The following is a 15,110-nucleotide window of genomic DNA, read 5'->3' on the forward strand; positions in this document are numbered from 1 at the left end:
CATGACTGTTGTCAGAATCTGTGCACGCCCGCTGCTGGCCTCGATGTTCATCGCCGGCGGGGCGGACGCGGTGCGGCGCCCCGAGCGCCTCGCACCCGCTGCCCGGCCCGTGGTCGACGCACTCTCCGACCTGCCCGGAGTGCCGAACCGTACGGTCAACGCCGTCCGTCTGAACGGCGGCGTACAGGCCGCCTCCGGCCTGATGCTCGCGGCGGGGAAGCTGCCGAGGCTGTCGGCCGCCGTGCTCGCCTGCACCCTCCTCCCGGTCACCTGGGCGGGTCACCGCTTCTGGGAGGCCGAGGACGAGGGCGAACGCGCCCAGCAGCGCATCCACTTCCTCAAGAACCTCTCCATGCTCGGCGGTCTTCTGATGGCCGCCGCCGACAAGGACGGACACCACCTGATCCGTAGGTAGGGCACGCCGCGGGACGCCGGGAACCACGAGGTTCCCGGCGTCCCTCGACATGCCTCCCTACGGCGCCGCGGTGTCGGCCGGCGGTGGCTCCGGACTGTCGTCGTGGCGTCCGGCTGCCGGCGAGGACGCGGTGCCCCCGCCCGCAGCCTTCCGGTCGGCGGTCCGCTCCTGGTCCCGCCTGCTCTCCGGCAGGCCGGTGCCGCCGTCCTCCTGTCGGTCCCGGTCGCGGCGTGCCTCCGGGTAAGCCCTGCGTCGGATGCTCATGGCACCGCTCCTACGCCGCGCCCCGGTCGGAGACGTAGTCGCGCACCCGGTCGATCAGCCCGACGCCCGGTGCCAGCAGCTTGCGGGCGGCCGGCGAGGAGGGCGCGTTCGGGTGCGGGCGCGTCGGCGCGGTCGTCTTGGAGCGGCGCACCTGGTTGCCCAGGTTCTCCAGGTCGGCCTGGCTGCAGGCCGCGCGCAGGGCCGGGAAGAGGTTCTGCTCCTCGTCGCGGATGTGCGAGGTGACGTCGTCGACCAGGGTCGCGGCCAGGTGTGCCAGCGCGGGGTCGTCCGCGTCCTTGCCCTCGATCTCCTTCAGCAGGCGCTCGACCTGGGCGTGGTCCTCGACCTCGCGGTCGGCCATCGCGTCGCCGCCCGACACGTGTGCACGGACCGCGGGGTACAGGTAGGCCTCCTCGGCCACGGAGTGCCGGACGAGCTCGATCGTCACCTCGTCGAGCAGCGACTTCCGGTGTTCCCCGGTGGACTTGACGATCTGCGCGAAGAGTTCCTCGACCTCGCGGTGGTCGGTCTCGAGTTCCTTGATGACGTCGCCGCCGTGGCCTGCCATCGCTGCCTCCTCGGGTCGGGCCCGCCAGGTGCGGGCCGGTAGTCGGCGGCTGCCCCGCCGGGCCGGGTGCACACGTGCTGTCCGCGCGGAAGGTCACCGGGCGCGTGCGGTGGCTTCCCGACTCCGCGTCCCGGACGTGTGCCGTATCGACGGGGCGGTGGCGACACGGACGGGCCGATCGGCGTAGCGTCGGGGGTCCGGGGCCCGAGTTTGGCGGTGAGATGGAATCGTTCCTGTTCGACAGCGCGAGTCTGGATGCGACGGAGGAGTTCCTCTCGTCCGCGTACACGCCCATGAGGATCGGCGGGCCGGTGGAGGATGCGCGGGTGCGGATCAGCCGGCGTGCGGTCGGCCCGCTTGCGGTGGACCGCCTCTCGTTCGGCTACACCATGGGCTACGACGCGGGCAGTCTCGGCAAGGTGTGCCTGATCACCATGCACGCGGGGACAATCGTCGACCGCACCGACGGCCGCGAGGAGGTCTTCGGAGCCGGTGAGACCTTCCTGATCGCGCCGCCCGACCGCCCGTACCGGGGCGAGGTCCTCTCCGCCCGGTACACCATCGCGATGTTCGACACGGCGCTGCTGGCCGGGGCGGCACCGGCCGGCACCGCAGGCGGCGGACCGGTACGGCTGACCGGGCCCCGCGCGGTCACGCCCGCGGCGAACCGGCAGCTGACCGCCGCCGTCGCCTACCTCCGCGACGGCGTCCTCGACAACCCGGCCGCCTGCGAGTCCGATCTGCTGGTGTCCAGCGCGGCCCAGCACCTGGCCACCGCCACCCTCGCAGCCCTGCCGCACACCGCCCGCACCGACCCGCTGCCCGCCGACACCCGGGACGCCACGCCCGGGACCCTGCGCCGGGCCGTCGCGTTCATCGACGACAACGCCCACCAGGACCTCACCCTGGCCGCCGTCGCCGCCGCGGCCTGTGTCACGCCCCGGGCGCTGCAGTACTCCTTCCGCCGGTACGCCGGCTGCACCCCGCTCGGGTACCTGCGGCGCGTCCGGCTCGCCCGCGCGCACGAGGAACTCAAGGCCGCCACCCCGCAGGACGGGGTGACGGTCACCGTGGTCGCCGCCCGCTGGGGCTTCGCCCACCCCGGGCGGTTCGCCGAGGCCTACCGGCGCGCCTACGGGGTCGCCCCCTCGGTCACGCTGAAGCGGTGACCGGCGCCCGCCGACCGCTGGGCGGATAGGGACCCGCAGGTGGAGAGGCGGCCGCGGCGAGCGGCGCGGCGGCGTCCGGCCCGGCGCGGCCACGCCGATCGTCGGGTGGCAGCAGGTCGGGGGTGCCACGGCGAGGGGGGCAGGACGCCGTGACACACCCGTGTTCCGCCTCTGGGCAGTACGGCGCGCTTCAAACCTGCGGGTCGGGCGGCCTGCTGCGGCGGCGGTGGCTGGTGTCGCAGAACGGGAAGCACCGGCTGCGCCGACACGCGCACAGGGCGACCACCGGGCGCTCGCTGACCTGCCGGGTGCCGTCCGGCAGGACGACCTCGACCGGGCCCTCGACCAGGAACGGGCCGTCCCCGGCGACGGTGACCCGCCGAGGTTCGCGCTCAGACGGGCCGGACACCGCGGACCACCACCAGTTCCTCCTCGCGCTGCCCCGGTGCGATCAGGCCGCGCTCCTCGAACCAGCCCGCGCGGGCGGTCATCACCGGCCCGAAGGGCTGCCGCCGCCGGACGGCGATGCCGACCAGCAGCCCGGCGCGGGCGAGTGCGGCACAGGTCGCCGGGACACCGGCGAGCGCCGACTGCACGACCAGCAGCACCCCGCCCGGGGCGAGGAGCGGGGGCGCGTCGGCGCAGATCCGGTCCAGCAGGGCGCGGCCGTCGCGGCCGGCGTCCCAGCTGCGGGCGATCCCGCGGCGCGGCGGCGCCGACCGGTTGGGCACATAGGGCGGGTTCGCGGTGATCAGGTCGAACCGGGCGCCGGCGACCGGGGCGAGCAGGTCGCCGTGGCGCAGGCGCACCCGGCGGCGGTTGAGCAGCAGATTGGCGGCGGCCGCGGCCAGGGCCCGCCGGGAGACGTCCACCGCCGTCACACGGGCGCCCAGGGCGGCGGCGGCCATCGCCACCGCCCCGCTGCCGGTGCACAGGTCGAGGACCCGCCGGCCGTCGAGCGTCTCGCGTTCCAGCGCCTCGGTGAGCAGCCGGGTGTCCCCCTGGGCCGGGTACACGCCCGGCGGGGTGATCAGAAGCATGCTCCGCGCCTGCCCGGCGCTCCCGCGCCGAACCATCGTGGCCTTCGGCCGGCGGGCGGCCGGAGAGTGTCGTGCAGGAACTCCAGGGCGGCGAGGACGGCCGCACGGTGGATCCCGCCGCGGTCGGCCGCGTCGGTGCGGGGTGCGGGGTGCGGCGGTGGTGGTGCCGTGCGGGGACGCGAGGGCCACGAAGTCCGTGCCGACCGGGTGGCCGTCCTGCGGGGCCGGCCCGGCCACGCCGGTGGTGGCCGGGCCGTACCCGGAGAGGGCCTGCGGCGTGTCTGCGACGGGCAGTCGGGTGATTGATGCAGGTGCCCCCACGCGCCCCCTACGGCTGCCCTATCGCCTTTGAAGACACGCCGTAGGCGACCACGCCGCCGCGGAGGACGCCGGCGGCGCCCGGTGCCTCCGCGAGCACCTGGCAGAGGGCGCCGGCGGTCAGCGACTCGGCGGCGAGGGTGCGTCCGGCCGCGTCCGGTGCCGCCGTGATCTGCCGGGCGAGCCGGTCCGGCCGGTCCGGCAGGCTGCGGGGGAGGGGCGATCGGGCACGGCCCGGATCCTCGCGGGGGACGGCCGTCAGGCCGGCGGCCCGTCGTCGAGCGGGGTCCGGAGCGAGCTGCGGCCCCGGCCCCAGGCGCCGAGCAGGTGATCGGCCAAACGGTCCTCGACCGCACCGGTGGCGGCGATGCCGAAGGCGATGTCCGCGGCGAGCGCCGGATCGCCGGCGACCAGCGGCTCCAGGACGCTGCGGCGCACCAGCTGTTCGTGTACGGCGTCGGCCACCACGTGCTCCCGGTAGAAGAGCGTGCCCGCCGGCGAGGCGCCGAGGCGTTCCAGCGCGCGGGCCAGCCGGGCCGCGCCCGGCGGGGAGGTGATCTCGACCGCGGCGAACTGGCCGACCGCCGCCCCGCGCAGCGCCCGGTGCAGCCCGAACAGCGACATCAGGTTGACCACGGCGAGGGTGGGGGCGGGCACGGCGTCGAGGTGGTACCCGTAGCGGGTGTCGAGGCCGAGGTCGGCCATCATCCGGGCGAACAGCAGCGCATGGGCCCGTTCGGGCCGCCCGGAGCCGTACTCGTCGTACTGGACGGTCATCAGGGCGGCCTTGGCCGGGTGGGGCAGCCGCGGGACGGCCCACAGCTGCGGGTCGGCCTCCTTGAGGTGGTAGAGCGACCGGTGGACGAGGTACTCCCGGGCCTGCCAGCGCTCCCCGTGCTCCAGCAGGTGGTAGGAGGGGCCCACGCCGTCCGGGGGCTCCACCAGCAGGTCGGCGACCACCTGCGCCAGCGGGCCGGGCTCGCCGACCGCCTCGCGCAGGGCCGCGAGGAACGCCGCCTCCAGTCGGGCGCGCAGCGCCAGCAGTCCGGTGTCCCACTCCCATGCCGGGTCGACCCGGTGGAATCCCTGGTAGTGGAGCTCGTAGCAGACGTACAGGGCCAGTTGCGCGTCCTCGGCCAGCGGGTCCCCGACGTCCGCCGGGCGGCCGGGCGCAGTGCCCGGCGGGGCGGTGAGCAGGTCCAGCACCAGCGCCGACAGCGGACCGCGGGCCGACGGCAGCACGGGCGCCGCCGCGGCGGCGGGACGGAGCACGGTCGTCATCAGGGAACCTCCCTCGCAGGGCCGCGGTGCGGCTCACCCACCGCGGAGTTCGAGCGTGCAGCACTTCGGCCCGCCGCCGGCCTTGAGCAGTTCGGGCATTTCCACTGGGACGGGCCGGAAGCCGTGTGCGTGCAGCTGCCCGGCCAGGCCGGTGGCGGCCCGGGGCAGCACCACGTGCCGGCCGTCGCACACCGCGTTGAGCCCGAACACGGCCGCGTCCGCCTCCTCGGCGCGGACGGCGTCGGGGTACAGCGCGGCCAGCAGCCGCCGGCTGGCGGGGGAGAAGGCCGGCGGCCAGTACATGATCTGATCGTCACTCAGCACCGCCAGCGCGGTGTCCAAGTGGTAGAAGCGCGGATCGACCAGCTGCAGGGTGACCACCGGCAGACCGAGCAGACGCTGTGCCTCGCGGTGGGCCGGCGCGGTCGTCCGGAAGCCGGAACCGGCCAGGATCCGCCGCCCGGCGACCAGCAGATCGCCCTCGCCCTCGTTGACCAGTCTCGCCGTGTGCACCGGCCGGAAGCCCGCCTGGCCGAACCAGCGCCGGTGGGCGGCGGCTTCGCCCGCCCGCTCCGCGTGCTTGAACCGCGCCACCAGCACCCGCCCGTCCACCACGGTGGCGCCGTTGGCGGTGAACACCATGTCGGGCAGCCCCGGCAGCGGATCCATGGTCCTCACGTCGTGGCCCAGCCCGCGCAGCACCGCACACAGACGCCGCCACTGCCGCTCGGCCGCCGCGCCGTCGACCGGACGGCCGGGGTCCATCCACGGGTTGATCGCGTAGCTCACGGCGAAGTACGTCGGCGGACACAGCAGGTACCGCCGTCGCCGAGGCACGGGCACGGGCGCGGGCGGAGGGATCGGCGGACGGGTCATGGGTCAGGCTCCTGGTCGGCCCGGTGCCGGGACCGTCCGGCACGCGGTCTGCGCGGCGCCTACCCGCGGCCGCCGACGGCACACCCGCCGCGGCGCCGGGGCCGGCCGGTCACCACCCGGCGCAGACCCCGCCGGCACCTCGGCACAGGCGTGGCACGGCCCGACCCGGGTAGGCGCGCCAGGACACCGAGGAGAGCAACGCCGACCAGGGAGGTGGACCATGAGCGAGGACCACGACTCGGAGCCCACGGTGTGGGCGCTCACCGTGCAGGAGCAGCCGATCGGCCCTCCCCTCGCGGAGGCCTTCATCGAAGTCGGCCGGCGGTGGCACGGCGAACTGCTCACCCACGCCCTGGAGAGCGGCTTCCTGCTGGCGGCCGGCGAGGCGCCGCAGAGCACCGCCATGGTGGTGATGCGCGGCCCCCTGGTCGAGCGGCTCCTCTTCGTCGGCGGCCGGCAGTCCTGGGAGCCGGTGCCCAAGCCCGCGGCCTCCCCCGAGTGGCGGACCGCGGCCCGAGAGCGCGGCGAGGTCCTGGTCGTCGTCGTCCCGCCCGGCACCTGCCTGGTGGACGAGGACGACCCGGACGACGAGGACCCGCAGAACGAGGCCACCGGGCTCGTCCGCAGCATCGGCGAGGCCTGCGACGACGGCGTCGTCCTGCACGGGACGGCCGCGCTCGCCCTGGTGTGACCCGGCGCCCGCTGAGGTACGCCACCCCGGGTACCCGCGACCGCCGACCAACGCCCGCCCGGGCCCGGAAGACCACGGAAGACCACGGAAGACCACGGAAGACGAGGTGCACCATGACCTCCGGCGACCTCATCGACGTCCTCACCACCGACCACGACCGGCTCCGCAACCTGTTCGGCCGCATGGCCGGCACCCCGCTGAAGGACCCGCTGCGCCGCGAACTCCTCGACGAGGCGGCCGCCCTGCTGGAGCGCCACATGGCGGTCGAGGCGGAGTACCTCTACCCGCTGGCGCTGCGCACCCTCCCGGACCGCCGGGAGACCGTGGAGCAGGAGCGCGCCGGCCTGGCGACGATGGGTGCCCTGCTCGACGACCTGTCCCATGTCGGCGCGGACGCCCCGCTCTTCGACCGCAAGGTCGCACTGCTCGTCCGCGAGGTCACCGGTCACGCCAGCGAGGAGCAGGCGCTGATCCTGCGCGAACTCGGCACCGCGGCAACGGTGGAGGAGCTGGCGGACACGGGCACGAAGGCCCGGACCGAGCCGCTGCACAAGGTGCGCCGCTCGCCGGCCGACCGCCCCCGGGATGACCTCCCGCCGACCGGGCCGCGCCCGAAGACCCACCTGCGGGACTTCTTCCGCATCGAGGGCACATGACCTGAGCCGGCGCCCCGTCGGCGCGGGCCCGGTCGCCCGCTCCGCGGTCAGCGGCTCTCCTTCAGGGGAGGCTCTCCCGCCGGGTCGATCTCGAAGACGGTGTCCGCCTCGGTCAGCCGGAGCAGACGGACCATCTGCGGGGTGGGGCCCGTCAGGCGGAAGGCCGTCCCCACGGCGCTGGCGGCCAGCCGGGCGCGCAGCAGCGCGTTCAGCCCGGCGGAGGTGCAGAAGGTGAGCGCCGAGCAGTCCACGACCAGGGCTGTCGGCCGCGGGGCGCTGCCCGGCGCCTCGTCCAGGGCTTCCTCGAGCCGGCCCGCGGTGTCCATGTCAGCCTGGCCGGACACGGCGAGTCGGCGTTCCCCGGCGGGCGCCGGGCAGGACGTGACACGGAGCTCGACATCCATGGTGCTGCTCCCTCCGTCATGGACACACCCCGGCAGGGCTTCCCACGACAGTGGCTTCCGACGCGCCTGCCCAGCGACCGGCGAACGAAGCGTCCCGGGAGCGCGGACCGCTGAACGAAATCCCGGGCGGCGGGCGGCCTGACATCGCCTCCGGAGGTTACGGCGGGCCGTGATCCGGTTACACGCACTCAGGGGCGCAAGCGGACGCAGGAGACGAGGCGTGAACCCGACAGCGCGTCACTGGCATCTGCCGCTCGGGTCGACCGACGGCCGAGGGCCCCAGACCGGCGTGGCCTACGTACGGCACGCGCTGGCCCGGGCCCCGGCCCCCGCCCTGCCCGAGGGGCAGCGGGCGGACGACGTCCTGCTGGTGACCTGCGAGCTGCTCACCAACGCCTACTGCCACACGCCCGGTCCGATCTGCCTCGACCTCGACCTGGACCACGGCGTCCTCACCGTCGCGGTGACCGACGCGAGCCCCCGACCGCCCGTGGTCCGCCCCTACCGCCCGCAGCAGCCGCACGGGCACGGCCTGCACATCGTCGAGCGGCTGGCCGTGGACTGGGGCGTCACGCCCCTCCCGAGCGGCAAGACCGTGTGGGCCGTGCTGCCCGCCCCCTGACCGGGCCGGGCCGCGGGTGGCTCGCCCCGGCCCGGGTAGGCGCGCCGGTGAGGTACCGCCGGCCCCCGCCGGCGGCGACGGAAGAGGCGAGTCACGTGCAGCGGACAGAAGCGCTCTGGCAGTTCACGGGCGGCCAGGGCTGGATGCCGCTGGCCGACCTGGCGGCGACACTCGTCCTCTCCAGCCTGATCGGCCTGGAGCGGGAGGCGGGGCAGAAGAGCGCCGGCCTGCGCACCCACGCCCTGGTCGGCCTGGGCAGCGCGCTGTTCGTCAACGTCTCGCGGTACGGCTTCGGCGCCGGGGACCCGTCCCGGGTGGCCGCACAGATCGTCTCCGGCATCGGCTTCATCGGCGGCGGGCTGATCTTCGTGCGGCGCGACGCCGTGCGCGGCCTGACCACCGCGGCCACGATCTGGCTCACCTGCGCCGTCGGTATGGCCTGCGCCGCAGGGCTCGGCGTCGTCGCGGTGTTCTGCACGGCCGGCTACTTCCTCATCATCCGCGGCTTCCCCGCCCTGCTGCGGCGGCTGGCTCCGTCGCTGGCGGCCGCCCCGGTGAGCGTCGCCCTGGTCTACGAGATCGGCCATGCACTGCTGCCCCGGGTGCTGGAGGCGTGCGCGGCGGCCGGCTTCCGGATCGTCGACACCGAGACGGAGCAGGAGCGGGCGCCGCACCCGCCCGACGGGGACCCTTCCGACGCGCTCATGCGGCTCTGCCTGACCCTGGAGGGTCGCTCGGACATCCGGGTGCTGACCACCGAGCTCGCCGGCCTCACCGGCATCCGTTCCGTCGCCGTCCGGACGGAGGACTCCCTGCCCGGGCCGCGGGGCGGTGGCTGACCGGCAGCGGTCAGTCGTTCAGCGGAGCGAATCCGAGCACCCATCCGAGGGCGTCGGCCACACCGCGCGCGTGCCGCCGCTCGGCCGCCGGCCGCGTGGTGTCCCGGGCGGTCAACAGCGCGGCCCGCTCCTCGGCGGCGAGGTCCGCGTCGTACCGGCACACGCACACCGTGCCGGTGACGGGGGAGGGCGTCCCGGGCGTCAGCACCCACCGGTAGGCCGCTGCCGCGCCGCGCGCACCCGGGCCCCCGCACAGGGCGGCGGCGATCGCCGCGCGGTCGATCTCCTCGGGCGTTCTGACGGCGATGAACTCCTGGACGGGCTCCCGGACGGACTCCTGCGCGGACGCCTGTGGGGACTCCTGTGCCGACTCCTGGACGACGGAAACTGCGGCCACGGCGGGGGACCTCCCGGGTGCGGAGCGTTCGGGCGCACGCCGGGCTGCGGGCGCCGTGAGTCACAGCCACCTACCCTGCACCGGACGGCGCACGCCCGCGCGGTGTGCCCGTCGGCGTGTCGCGGTCGCTCGGGCGGCCGGTCCCGTATCGTGCCGCGCCACCGGGCGCGATGTCCAGGACGAGGACGGCGATGTCGTCGGTCTGCCGGCCCGTGGGCCAGCTGTGGTGCACGAGGTCGTCGATGAGCCGGTCGGGTGTCCCGGCGCGGCTGTGCGAGAGGAGTCCGGCGAGTTCGGCCGTGGTCCGGGAGGCGTCCGTGCCGGGAACCTCGACCAGCCCGTCGGTGTACAGGGCCAGCAGTGTTCCGTCGAGGAGCGGGAGCGTGGTGAGCGGGTAGACCGCCTCCGTGGCGGCGCCGAGCAGCGGGCCGGCCTCCACGGTCAGGACGTGGCTGTGCCCGTTCGGACGGCGCAGCAGAGGCGGCGGATGACCGGCGGAGGCGACGGTGGCCTGGCGCCGGGTGAGGTCGAGCTGGGCGTAGAGGCAGGAGACGAGCAGGTCGGGGTCGAGGTCGGCGAGCAGCCGGTTGGTGCGGGCGAGCACCTCGTCCGGGGCGGCGCCGGCGGTCGCATGGGCGTGGACGGCGGTGCGCACCTGGCCCATCAGAGCGGCGGCGGTGGTGTTGTGGCCCTGCACGTCGCCGATGACGGCGGCCGCGGTGCGTTCGTCGAGCCGGATGAAGTCGTAGAAGTCGCCGCCGACGTCCAGGCCGCGGGTGGCTGCCAGGTAGCGGGAGGCGACCGTGATGCCGGGGACCTGCGGGAGGGAGTGCGGGAGCAGTGCGTGCTGGAGGTCGTCGGCGAGGTCGTGCTTGGCGTCGTACAGCCGGGCGCGGTCCAGGGCTTGGGCCAGCAGGCCGGCGAGCGAGGTGAGAACGGCGCGCTCGTCGGCGCTGAACGTCCGGCTGCGGTTGTAGGAGAGGATGCAGACCCCGACCGGCCGCCCGGAGACGATCAGCGGGAGCACGGCCCAGGCGTGCTTGCCGCTCATCTGCGGGGCACCGGGGTACAGGTCGGCCATCCGGTCCGGGTCGGAGAAGAAGGCGGGGGAGCCGGTGGCCAGCACCTGGCCGGCGGGAGTGAGGCGGGTGTCGAGCGGCAGGCCGTCCAGCCGGTCGATGTTCGCGGAGGGGTAGCCGCAGTGGCCGATGATCTTCAGTCGGCCAGCGTCGACGGCCGACAGGACGAGCCCGTCCGCGCCGAAGGCCGGCAGCACCTGCTCGGCGACCGTCTCCACCACGTCGCGGACCCCGACCGCCTCGGTGAGGGCCGCGGCGAGATGCAGCAGCTGGTACAGGCGGCCGCCCGGGTGCTCGTCCTCCGGCGGGGGTCCGTGTGCGGGGACGGTCCGGCCGTCGGCGTCAGGTCCGGTGTGCGCCGTGGTGACGCGGATGCTGATGCCGCTGCGGTCGGGGTAGAGCCGGAAGTCCAGCCAGGTGTCCGGCGGCCGCAAGGCGGTGAAGGCGGCGGGTTCCCTGCTGATGACCGCGGTGCGGTAGCGGTCCTCGACGGCCGGGTCGTCGAGCCACGGCAGAGCCAGCCAGGGCAGGGCGCCGAGCAGTTGCTCCGGGGTGCGGCCGAGCAGCCTGCCGGCGCCGGCGCTGGCGTAGGCGATCCGGCCCTCCAGGTCCAGGGCGAGGCTGGCCCCGGGCAGCCGCTCGGCGAAGTCCGCCGCGGCCGGCGGCGGCTGTGCCGGCTCCGGCCCGGCCGGCGGGTCCGGAGCGGTCCGCGGCCGGTCCGGCAGGGTCGGCGGGTGCTCGGCGTCGTCGAGGAGGCGGGCGAGCCGGCGGGCCCGGCCGGTGATGTGGCCGCGTTCGCGCGGGGTGGCCCGCTGAGGATGGTCGGCGGGGAAGAGCAGCAGGAGGGCGCCCCACACCCTGCGGGCGCCGGTGAGCGGCGCCGCGGCGAGGGCGAGCGGGTGCGGCAGGGCGGCGGCGAGCCGCGGGTACGCCCGGGCCAGGTCCTGCTGGGAGCCGACCCAGACGAACTCCTCGTCCCGCACGGCGTCGCTGACCGGCAGCGGTGCGCCGAGCGGGATGCGCCGCCAGGCCGCGGCGAGGCCCGACGGCAGGCCGAAGCTCACGGCCATCACCAGGACCGGATCCCGGCCGAGGAGGTGGACGGCCCCTGCGGACGCACCCGTCCGGCGGACGGTCGCGGTCAGCTCGGCGTCCAGCTCCGCGTCCGGACCGGCCGGCTCGTGCCGGGGTTCCTGCTCGGCAGGGGTGTCCATCAGGGGGCCTCCGGACGTGCCGCCGATCCGGTCACCGGGCCGGCGCTGTGGGAGGGCTCGCGGGAGGTGGCGCGGCCCCCGGAGCGGCGGCGGCGCCGTCGGGCACCGGCCGTCCTCCGGGGGCCGCAGCGCGGGGTGTCAGCGGCCGAGCGCGTTCTCGAGCTGCTTCTTGTTCATCTTCGAACGACCGTGGATGTTGCGCTGTTTGGCCTCGTTGTAGAGCTGGTCGTAGGTGGGACCCTGGGCGCCGGAGTGCGAGCGCTGCCCGCCGCGCCGCGAGGACGACATGTCCTGGAGCGAACTGCGGCTGGCGGTCTTCGACTCGCCGTGCCGGGCGCGTTCCTTGTTCACCGTCCGGGCGGCGATCTCCTCGGCCCGCTTCTCGCTCTCGCCGCGGTCCAGCGCGCTGTCCTTGATGTGCTCGTACTGGCGTTCCCGCTTCTTGCTCGAACCGGCCGGCATGGCTCCTCCTCGGGCTCACTGGTGCCGTGTGCCTGGCCGCGCGCCTACCCCGCGCACCCCCGCTCACGCATGGCGGTCGGCGCTCGACCGTGACACGCAGGGTTCCGTCGGATTGGCCGGGCCGGCGGGCGGTGGGGCGGGCGATCGGGGGTAGGGGTGGTGTACCGGGGGTCGTCATCGTGACGTTCGCCGGATGCCCGTCGGCTGTCGCCGCACTGTCTCCCGATCCCGCGAGGACATGTTGCCCCGGCCCACCGTGAGGTGGAGCCTTCGGTGGGCTCGGAGGGCACGTCATGGCTTCCTTCGACCGCATTGCGCCGCCCGTCGCGCCGGCGCCGGACCTGAAAGCCTGCACCGCTTCGGCGGGGGAGGCGGTGACCTGCTCGTTCGCCGGGAACCTGCACCTGGACAGCGAGGACCAGGTGGGGCTGACGCTCCGCGAGGCCATCGGCCGGCGCCCGGCCGTCCTCGCCGTCGACCTGTCCGCCGTGCAGGTGTTCACCTCGAGCGGCTTGAACGCGCTGCTCGTCGCCCGCCGTGCCGCACACGCCGAGGGAGTGCCGATGGTCCTGGTGGCCCCGAGCCGGAGCGTGTGGCGCGTCCTGCAGATCACCGAGGCCCACCTGGTCCTTCCGGTCTTCCCGACCGTCGAGCAGGCGCTGGCCCACCAGGGCGCGTCCAACCGGGGCGCATCCCCGTCGCCGAGCGATGCGTACGGGGTGTAGACCGGGGCGCATCCCCGTCGCCGAGCGATGCGTACGGGGTGTAGGACGCCGCGGAGCGGGGACACGCGAGCACCAGCGAACGCCCTTGTCGGTCCGCTCGGGAACACTCATGCCACCGCTCGCCACCTCTGCGAACCACCATCGCCGCCTGGCCTTCGATCCGGGCGAGCGGAGAGGCTGCGTCCGCCGCGGCATCGACTTCACCCGCCTCACCCTGGCGCAATGGCGGCCCGGCACCGACCCGGCGGTCGCGGACGACGTGATCCTGGTGGCGGCCGAACTGCTCGCCAACGCCGTCGACCACGCCGGTGGCCCACTGGCCATGGAGCTGCGTCTCGACCGGCGGGCCGACCGCCTGCGGATCGACGTCGACGACGCAGCCATCGCCGAACCGGGGATCCGGCCCGTCCGGCCGCTGGAGCCGCACCACCGAGGGCTGCGCATCGTCGACCACATCGCCGCGGCCTGGGGCAGCCGTCCGAATGCCGCGGGCAAGACCGTCTGGGCCGAACTCCACCTGCCCTGAGGCCACCTCACCACGCACCACGGGTGGCGCGGCCTGCTTCGATATGACGAACCCGGATCAGGGTGAGTGGAGGCCGACCCCCGGTGCGGCGATGTTGCGGAAGGCGCCCGGGGACGGCGGAGCAGGCCACCGTCACGGCGAGCGGGACGGTGAGGCCCGTGTGCTCGGCCTTCTCCGACACCGTCGACCACTCGCCGACACTGTCCATGCAGACCACCTGCCGACCCGGGCGGCGGGCCCGCCCGGCACCGCTCAGGGCCGGCGGACCGGATCTGCCGCGCTCGGAACTCCCGTTCCCGGATCGCCCAGAGGGTGCGGACGGCCGTTCGTCCGAGGCATCCCGTGCCCGGCCCGGCCGGATTCGGCTGACGTGACCGCCGGGCAGTTCCGGTCGACGGCGAACACGCGGTCGGCCCCGGTGAGGCGCAGCAGCTGGCGCATCTGCCGCCGAGGAGCCGCGAGGCGGAAGGCGATGCCGGCGGCAAGGGCGGCCTCGCGGGCGCGCAACAGCTCGTTGAGTCCGGCGGCCGCGCAGAACTCCAGGCCGCTGCAGTCGACCACGACGGCGGCCGGGACCGGTCGCGCGCCCACCGCCGTGCGCAGGGCCGTTCGAAGGGGGTCGGTGGTGTCCATGTCGGCGTCACCGGAGACCGCCACCACCCGCACGCCTCCCGGCCCACTGCGATGGGCGATGCCGAGCACAGGTTGCACCTCGGTCTCCTGCCGATCGGTCTGCTTGCCTCGGACGAGTCCTGCCTTCCCGCACCTTCCCGCACTGACAGCCTGGAGGCACCGCCGCCGCGTCCGCATCCCCCGGGACGAAGGCCGCCGCTTCCGGCAGGCCGTTCCACGAAGGTCGCGCGGCGGGGCTCGCCGCCCGACCTGCCGGCTGCACGGACGAGCGTCCGAGGCCGGGCGGACCGTGTCGGCTGCCTGCCGGGACGGCGCAGTCACGCAGCCGCATGGCCGGCGGCGGACCGGGTGCACGCCGGGCCGCCTCCGACGAGCCGTGGCGGGTCGGCGCGGCGAGGCGGTCCGGGACCGGCATCCCCAGCACCGGTCGGGTCTCCGCCATGGTGTGCCCGAACAGGGCGATGACGTCGGCGTGGTCGACGTCGGCGAACGAGCCGGACTGGCCGTCGCCGGTGTGCGTCGACCCGCGCCCGACTGCGGTGGCCCGCCGCACTGCCGTGTACCTGGCGCCGCGCTCCGGCACCGACGTACGGCCTCGCCCTGCCCGGGCCCGGTGGCGACAGCCCAGGCGCAGACCGCCGACACCCTCGGGCGGCGTCCGAAGAGCGGCCTGCTGCCGGACGACCTGCGGCTTCTCCACCTCGCCGCCACCGAGAACTCCCACCACTGGGAGATGCCCGCCCAGGTGGCACGCCACCCGCGACGGCCGCCTGCACCCGGCCTCGCCACCGACCGCCGTCCGCAGACCCCGCGTCAGACGCGGTGGGCCGACAGCGTGATCAGAACGCTGTACCCGCAGCCGCTCAGCAGCAGGTGATCGGCCTGCCGCCGTTTCGTCCGGTCCTCGGGGGTAGGCGCGTACCCGTGCGGC

General features: G+C 75.3%; 20 protein-coding genes and 1 pseudogene. 9 read left to right on the forward strand and 12 right to left on the reverse strand.

Annotation, left to right across the window (positions count from 1 at the left end; all coding sequences use genetic code 11):
• Position 1 precedes the first annotated feature (1 nt).
• Positions 2-415 (forward strand): DoxX family protein, encoded by a 414-nt coding sequence (locus tag KSNIM_RS35685; RefSeq protein ID WP_263107330.1) that lies wholly within the window; start codon positions 2-4, stop codon positions 413-415.
• A 274-nt stretch (positions 416-689) separates the two neighbouring features.
• On the opposite strand, the gene KSNIM_RS35690 is transcribed toward KSNIM_RS35685, so the two are convergent.
• Complete coding sequence (locus KSNIM_RS35690; protein WP_263107331.1) at positions 690-1,247, reverse strand: hemerythrin domain-containing protein; 558 nt, start codon at positions 1,245-1,247, stop codon at positions 690-692.
• A 221-nt stretch (positions 1,248-1,468) separates the two neighbouring features.
• On the opposite strand from KSNIM_RS35690, the gene KSNIM_RS35695 reads away from it, so the two are divergent.
• Positions 1,469-2,416: an AraC family transcriptional regulator gene (locus KSNIM_RS35695; protein ID WP_263107332.1), complete on the forward strand. Its 948-nt coding sequence runs from the start codon at positions 1,469-1,471 to the stop codon at positions 2,414-2,416.
• Positions 2,417-2,606: 190 nt separating this feature from the next.
• On the opposite strand, the gene KSNIM_RS35700 is transcribed toward KSNIM_RS35695, so the two are convergent.
• The 6 genes and pseudogenes from KSNIM_RS35700 to ddaH all read right to left on the reverse strand — a co-directional run bounded on the left by KSNIM_RS35700 (position 2,607) and on the right by ddaH (position 5,931).
• The gene (locus tag KSNIM_RS35700; RefSeq protein WP_263107333.1) at positions 2,607-2,825 is read right to left on the reverse strand and encodes a CDGSH iron-sulfur domain-containing protein; all 219 of its coding nucleotides are present in this window, start codon (positions 2,823-2,825) and stop codon (positions 2,607-2,609) included.
• Complete coding sequence (locus tag KSNIM_RS35705) at positions 2,809-3,492, reverse strand: HemK2/MTQ2 family protein methyltransferase (protein ID WP_263107334.1); 684 nt, start codon at positions 3,490-3,492, stop codon at positions 2,809-2,811. The genes KSNIM_RS35700 and KSNIM_RS35705 overlap by 17 nt, the downstream gene beginning before the upstream one ends.
• 105 nt (positions 3,493-3,597) lie before the next feature.
• Positions 3,598-3,777 (reverse strand): annotated as a pseudogene (locus tag KSNIM_RS39535) (CinA family protein); the annotation flags it as partial.
• Between the two features lie 7 nt (positions 3,778-3,784).
• Positions 3,785-4,090 carry a CinA family protein gene (locus KSNIM_RS39540; RefSeq protein WP_411543906.1) on the reverse strand — a complete coding sequence of 102 codons (306 nt, stop codon included), beginning with the start codon at positions 4,088-4,090 and terminating at the stop codon, positions 3,785-3,787.
• Positions 4,033-5,055 (reverse strand): iron-containing redox enzyme family protein, encoded by a 1,023-nt coding sequence (locus tag KSNIM_RS35710; protein ID WP_263107335.1) that lies wholly within the window; start codon positions 5,053-5,055, stop codon positions 4,033-4,035. The genes KSNIM_RS39540 and KSNIM_RS35710 overlap by 58 nt, the downstream gene beginning before the upstream one ends.
• Before the next feature lie 33 nt (positions 5,056-5,088).
• Positions 5,089-5,931: a dimethylargininase gene (gene ddaH, locus KSNIM_RS35715; protein WP_263107336.1), complete on the reverse strand. Its 843-nt coding sequence runs from the start codon at positions 5,929-5,931 to the stop codon at positions 5,089-5,091.
• Positions 5,932-6,151: 220 nt separating this feature from the next.
• On the opposite strand from ddaH, the gene KSNIM_RS35720 reads away from it, so the two are divergent.
• Both KSNIM_RS35720 and KSNIM_RS35725 read left to right on the forward strand, forming a co-directional pair.
• Positions 6,152-6,622, forward strand: a complete 471-nt coding sequence (locus tag KSNIM_RS35720) for a hypothetical protein (protein ID WP_263107337.1) — start codon at positions 6,152-6,154, stop codon at positions 6,620-6,622.
• A 113-nt stretch (positions 6,623-6,735) separates the two neighbouring features.
• A complete protein-coding gene (locus KSNIM_RS35725) occupies positions 6,736-7,278 on the forward strand; it encodes a hemerythrin domain-containing protein (RefSeq protein WP_263107338.1) in 543 nt (180 codons plus the stop codon).
• A 47-nt stretch (positions 7,279-7,325) separates the two neighbouring features.
• Here KSNIM_RS35725 and KSNIM_RS35730 read toward each other — a convergent pair whose 3' ends face one another.
• The gene (locus tag KSNIM_RS35730) at positions 7,326-7,682 is read right to left on the reverse strand and encodes an STAS domain-containing protein (protein WP_263107339.1); all 357 of its coding nucleotides are present in this window, start codon (positions 7,680-7,682) and stop codon (positions 7,326-7,328) included.
• 220 nt (positions 7,683-7,902) lie between these two features.
• Between KSNIM_RS35730 and KSNIM_RS35735 the strand changes: the two genes are divergently transcribed.
• On the forward strand, positions 7,903-8,304 hold the full coding sequence (locus KSNIM_RS35735) for an ATP-binding protein (RefSeq protein WP_263107340.1): 402 nt from the start codon (positions 7,903-7,905) through the stop codon (positions 8,302-8,304).
• Between the two features lie 95 nt (positions 8,305-8,399).
• Entirely contained in the window at positions 8,400-9,143 is a 744-nt protein-coding gene (locus KSNIM_RS35740) for an MgtC/SapB family protein (RefSeq protein ID WP_411543824.1), read from the forward strand.
• 10 nt (positions 9,144-9,153) lie between these two features.
• Here KSNIM_RS35740 and KSNIM_RS35745 read toward each other — a convergent pair whose 3' ends face one another.
• The 3 genes from KSNIM_RS35745 to KSNIM_RS35755 all read right to left on the reverse strand — a co-directional run bounded on the left by KSNIM_RS35745 (position 9,154) and on the right by KSNIM_RS35755 (position 12,295).
• On the reverse strand, positions 9,154-9,540 hold the full coding sequence (locus KSNIM_RS35745; protein WP_263107341.1) for a hypothetical protein: 387 nt from the start codon (positions 9,538-9,540) through the stop codon (positions 9,154-9,156).
• Between the two features lie 70 nt (positions 9,541-9,610).
• Positions 9,611-11,833 carry a SpoIIE family protein phosphatase gene (locus KSNIM_RS35750; RefSeq protein WP_263107342.1) on the reverse strand — a complete coding sequence of 741 codons (2,223 nt, stop codon included), beginning with the start codon at positions 11,831-11,833 and terminating at the stop codon, positions 9,611-9,613.
• Positions 11,834-11,971: 138 nt separating this feature from the next.
• Entirely contained in the window at positions 11,972-12,295 is a 324-nt protein-coding gene (locus KSNIM_RS35755; protein ID WP_263107343.1) for a plasmid stabilization protein, read from the reverse strand.
• A 293-nt stretch (positions 12,296-12,588) separates the two neighbouring features.
• Here KSNIM_RS35755 and KSNIM_RS35760 point away from each other — a divergent pair, with 293 nt between their 5' ends.
• Together KSNIM_RS35760 and KSNIM_RS35765 are read left to right on the forward strand one after the other, a co-directional pair.
• Positions 12,589-13,020, forward strand: coding sequence for an STAS domain-containing protein (locus KSNIM_RS35760; RefSeq protein WP_263107344.1), 432 nt, complete (start codon positions 12,589-12,591; stop codon positions 13,018-13,020).
• A gap of 109 nt (positions 13,021-13,129) precedes the next feature.
• On the forward strand, positions 13,130-13,546 hold the full coding sequence (locus KSNIM_RS35765) for an ATP-binding protein (protein WP_263107345.1): 417 nt from the start codon (positions 13,130-13,132) through the stop codon (positions 13,544-13,546).
• Between the two features lie 252 nt (positions 13,547-13,798).
• Here KSNIM_RS35765 and KSNIM_RS35770 read toward each other — a convergent pair whose 3' ends face one another.
• Positions 13,799-14,257, reverse strand: coding sequence for an STAS domain-containing protein (locus KSNIM_RS35770; RefSeq protein WP_263107346.1), 459 nt, complete (start codon positions 14,255-14,257; stop codon positions 13,799-13,801).
• Between the two features lie 535 nt (positions 14,258-14,792).
• On the opposite strand from KSNIM_RS35770, the gene KSNIM_RS35775 reads away from it, so the two are divergent.
• Entirely contained in the window at positions 14,793-15,056 is a 264-nt protein-coding gene (locus KSNIM_RS35775) for a hypothetical protein (RefSeq protein WP_263107347.1), read from the forward strand.
• Positions 15,057-15,110 lie beyond the last annotated feature (54 nt).

Source organism: Kitasatospora sp. DSM 101779 (assembly GCF_025655475.1).
Taxonomy (GTDB): domain Bacteria; phylum Actinomycetota; class Actinomycetes; order Streptomycetales; family Streptomycetaceae; genus Kitasatospora.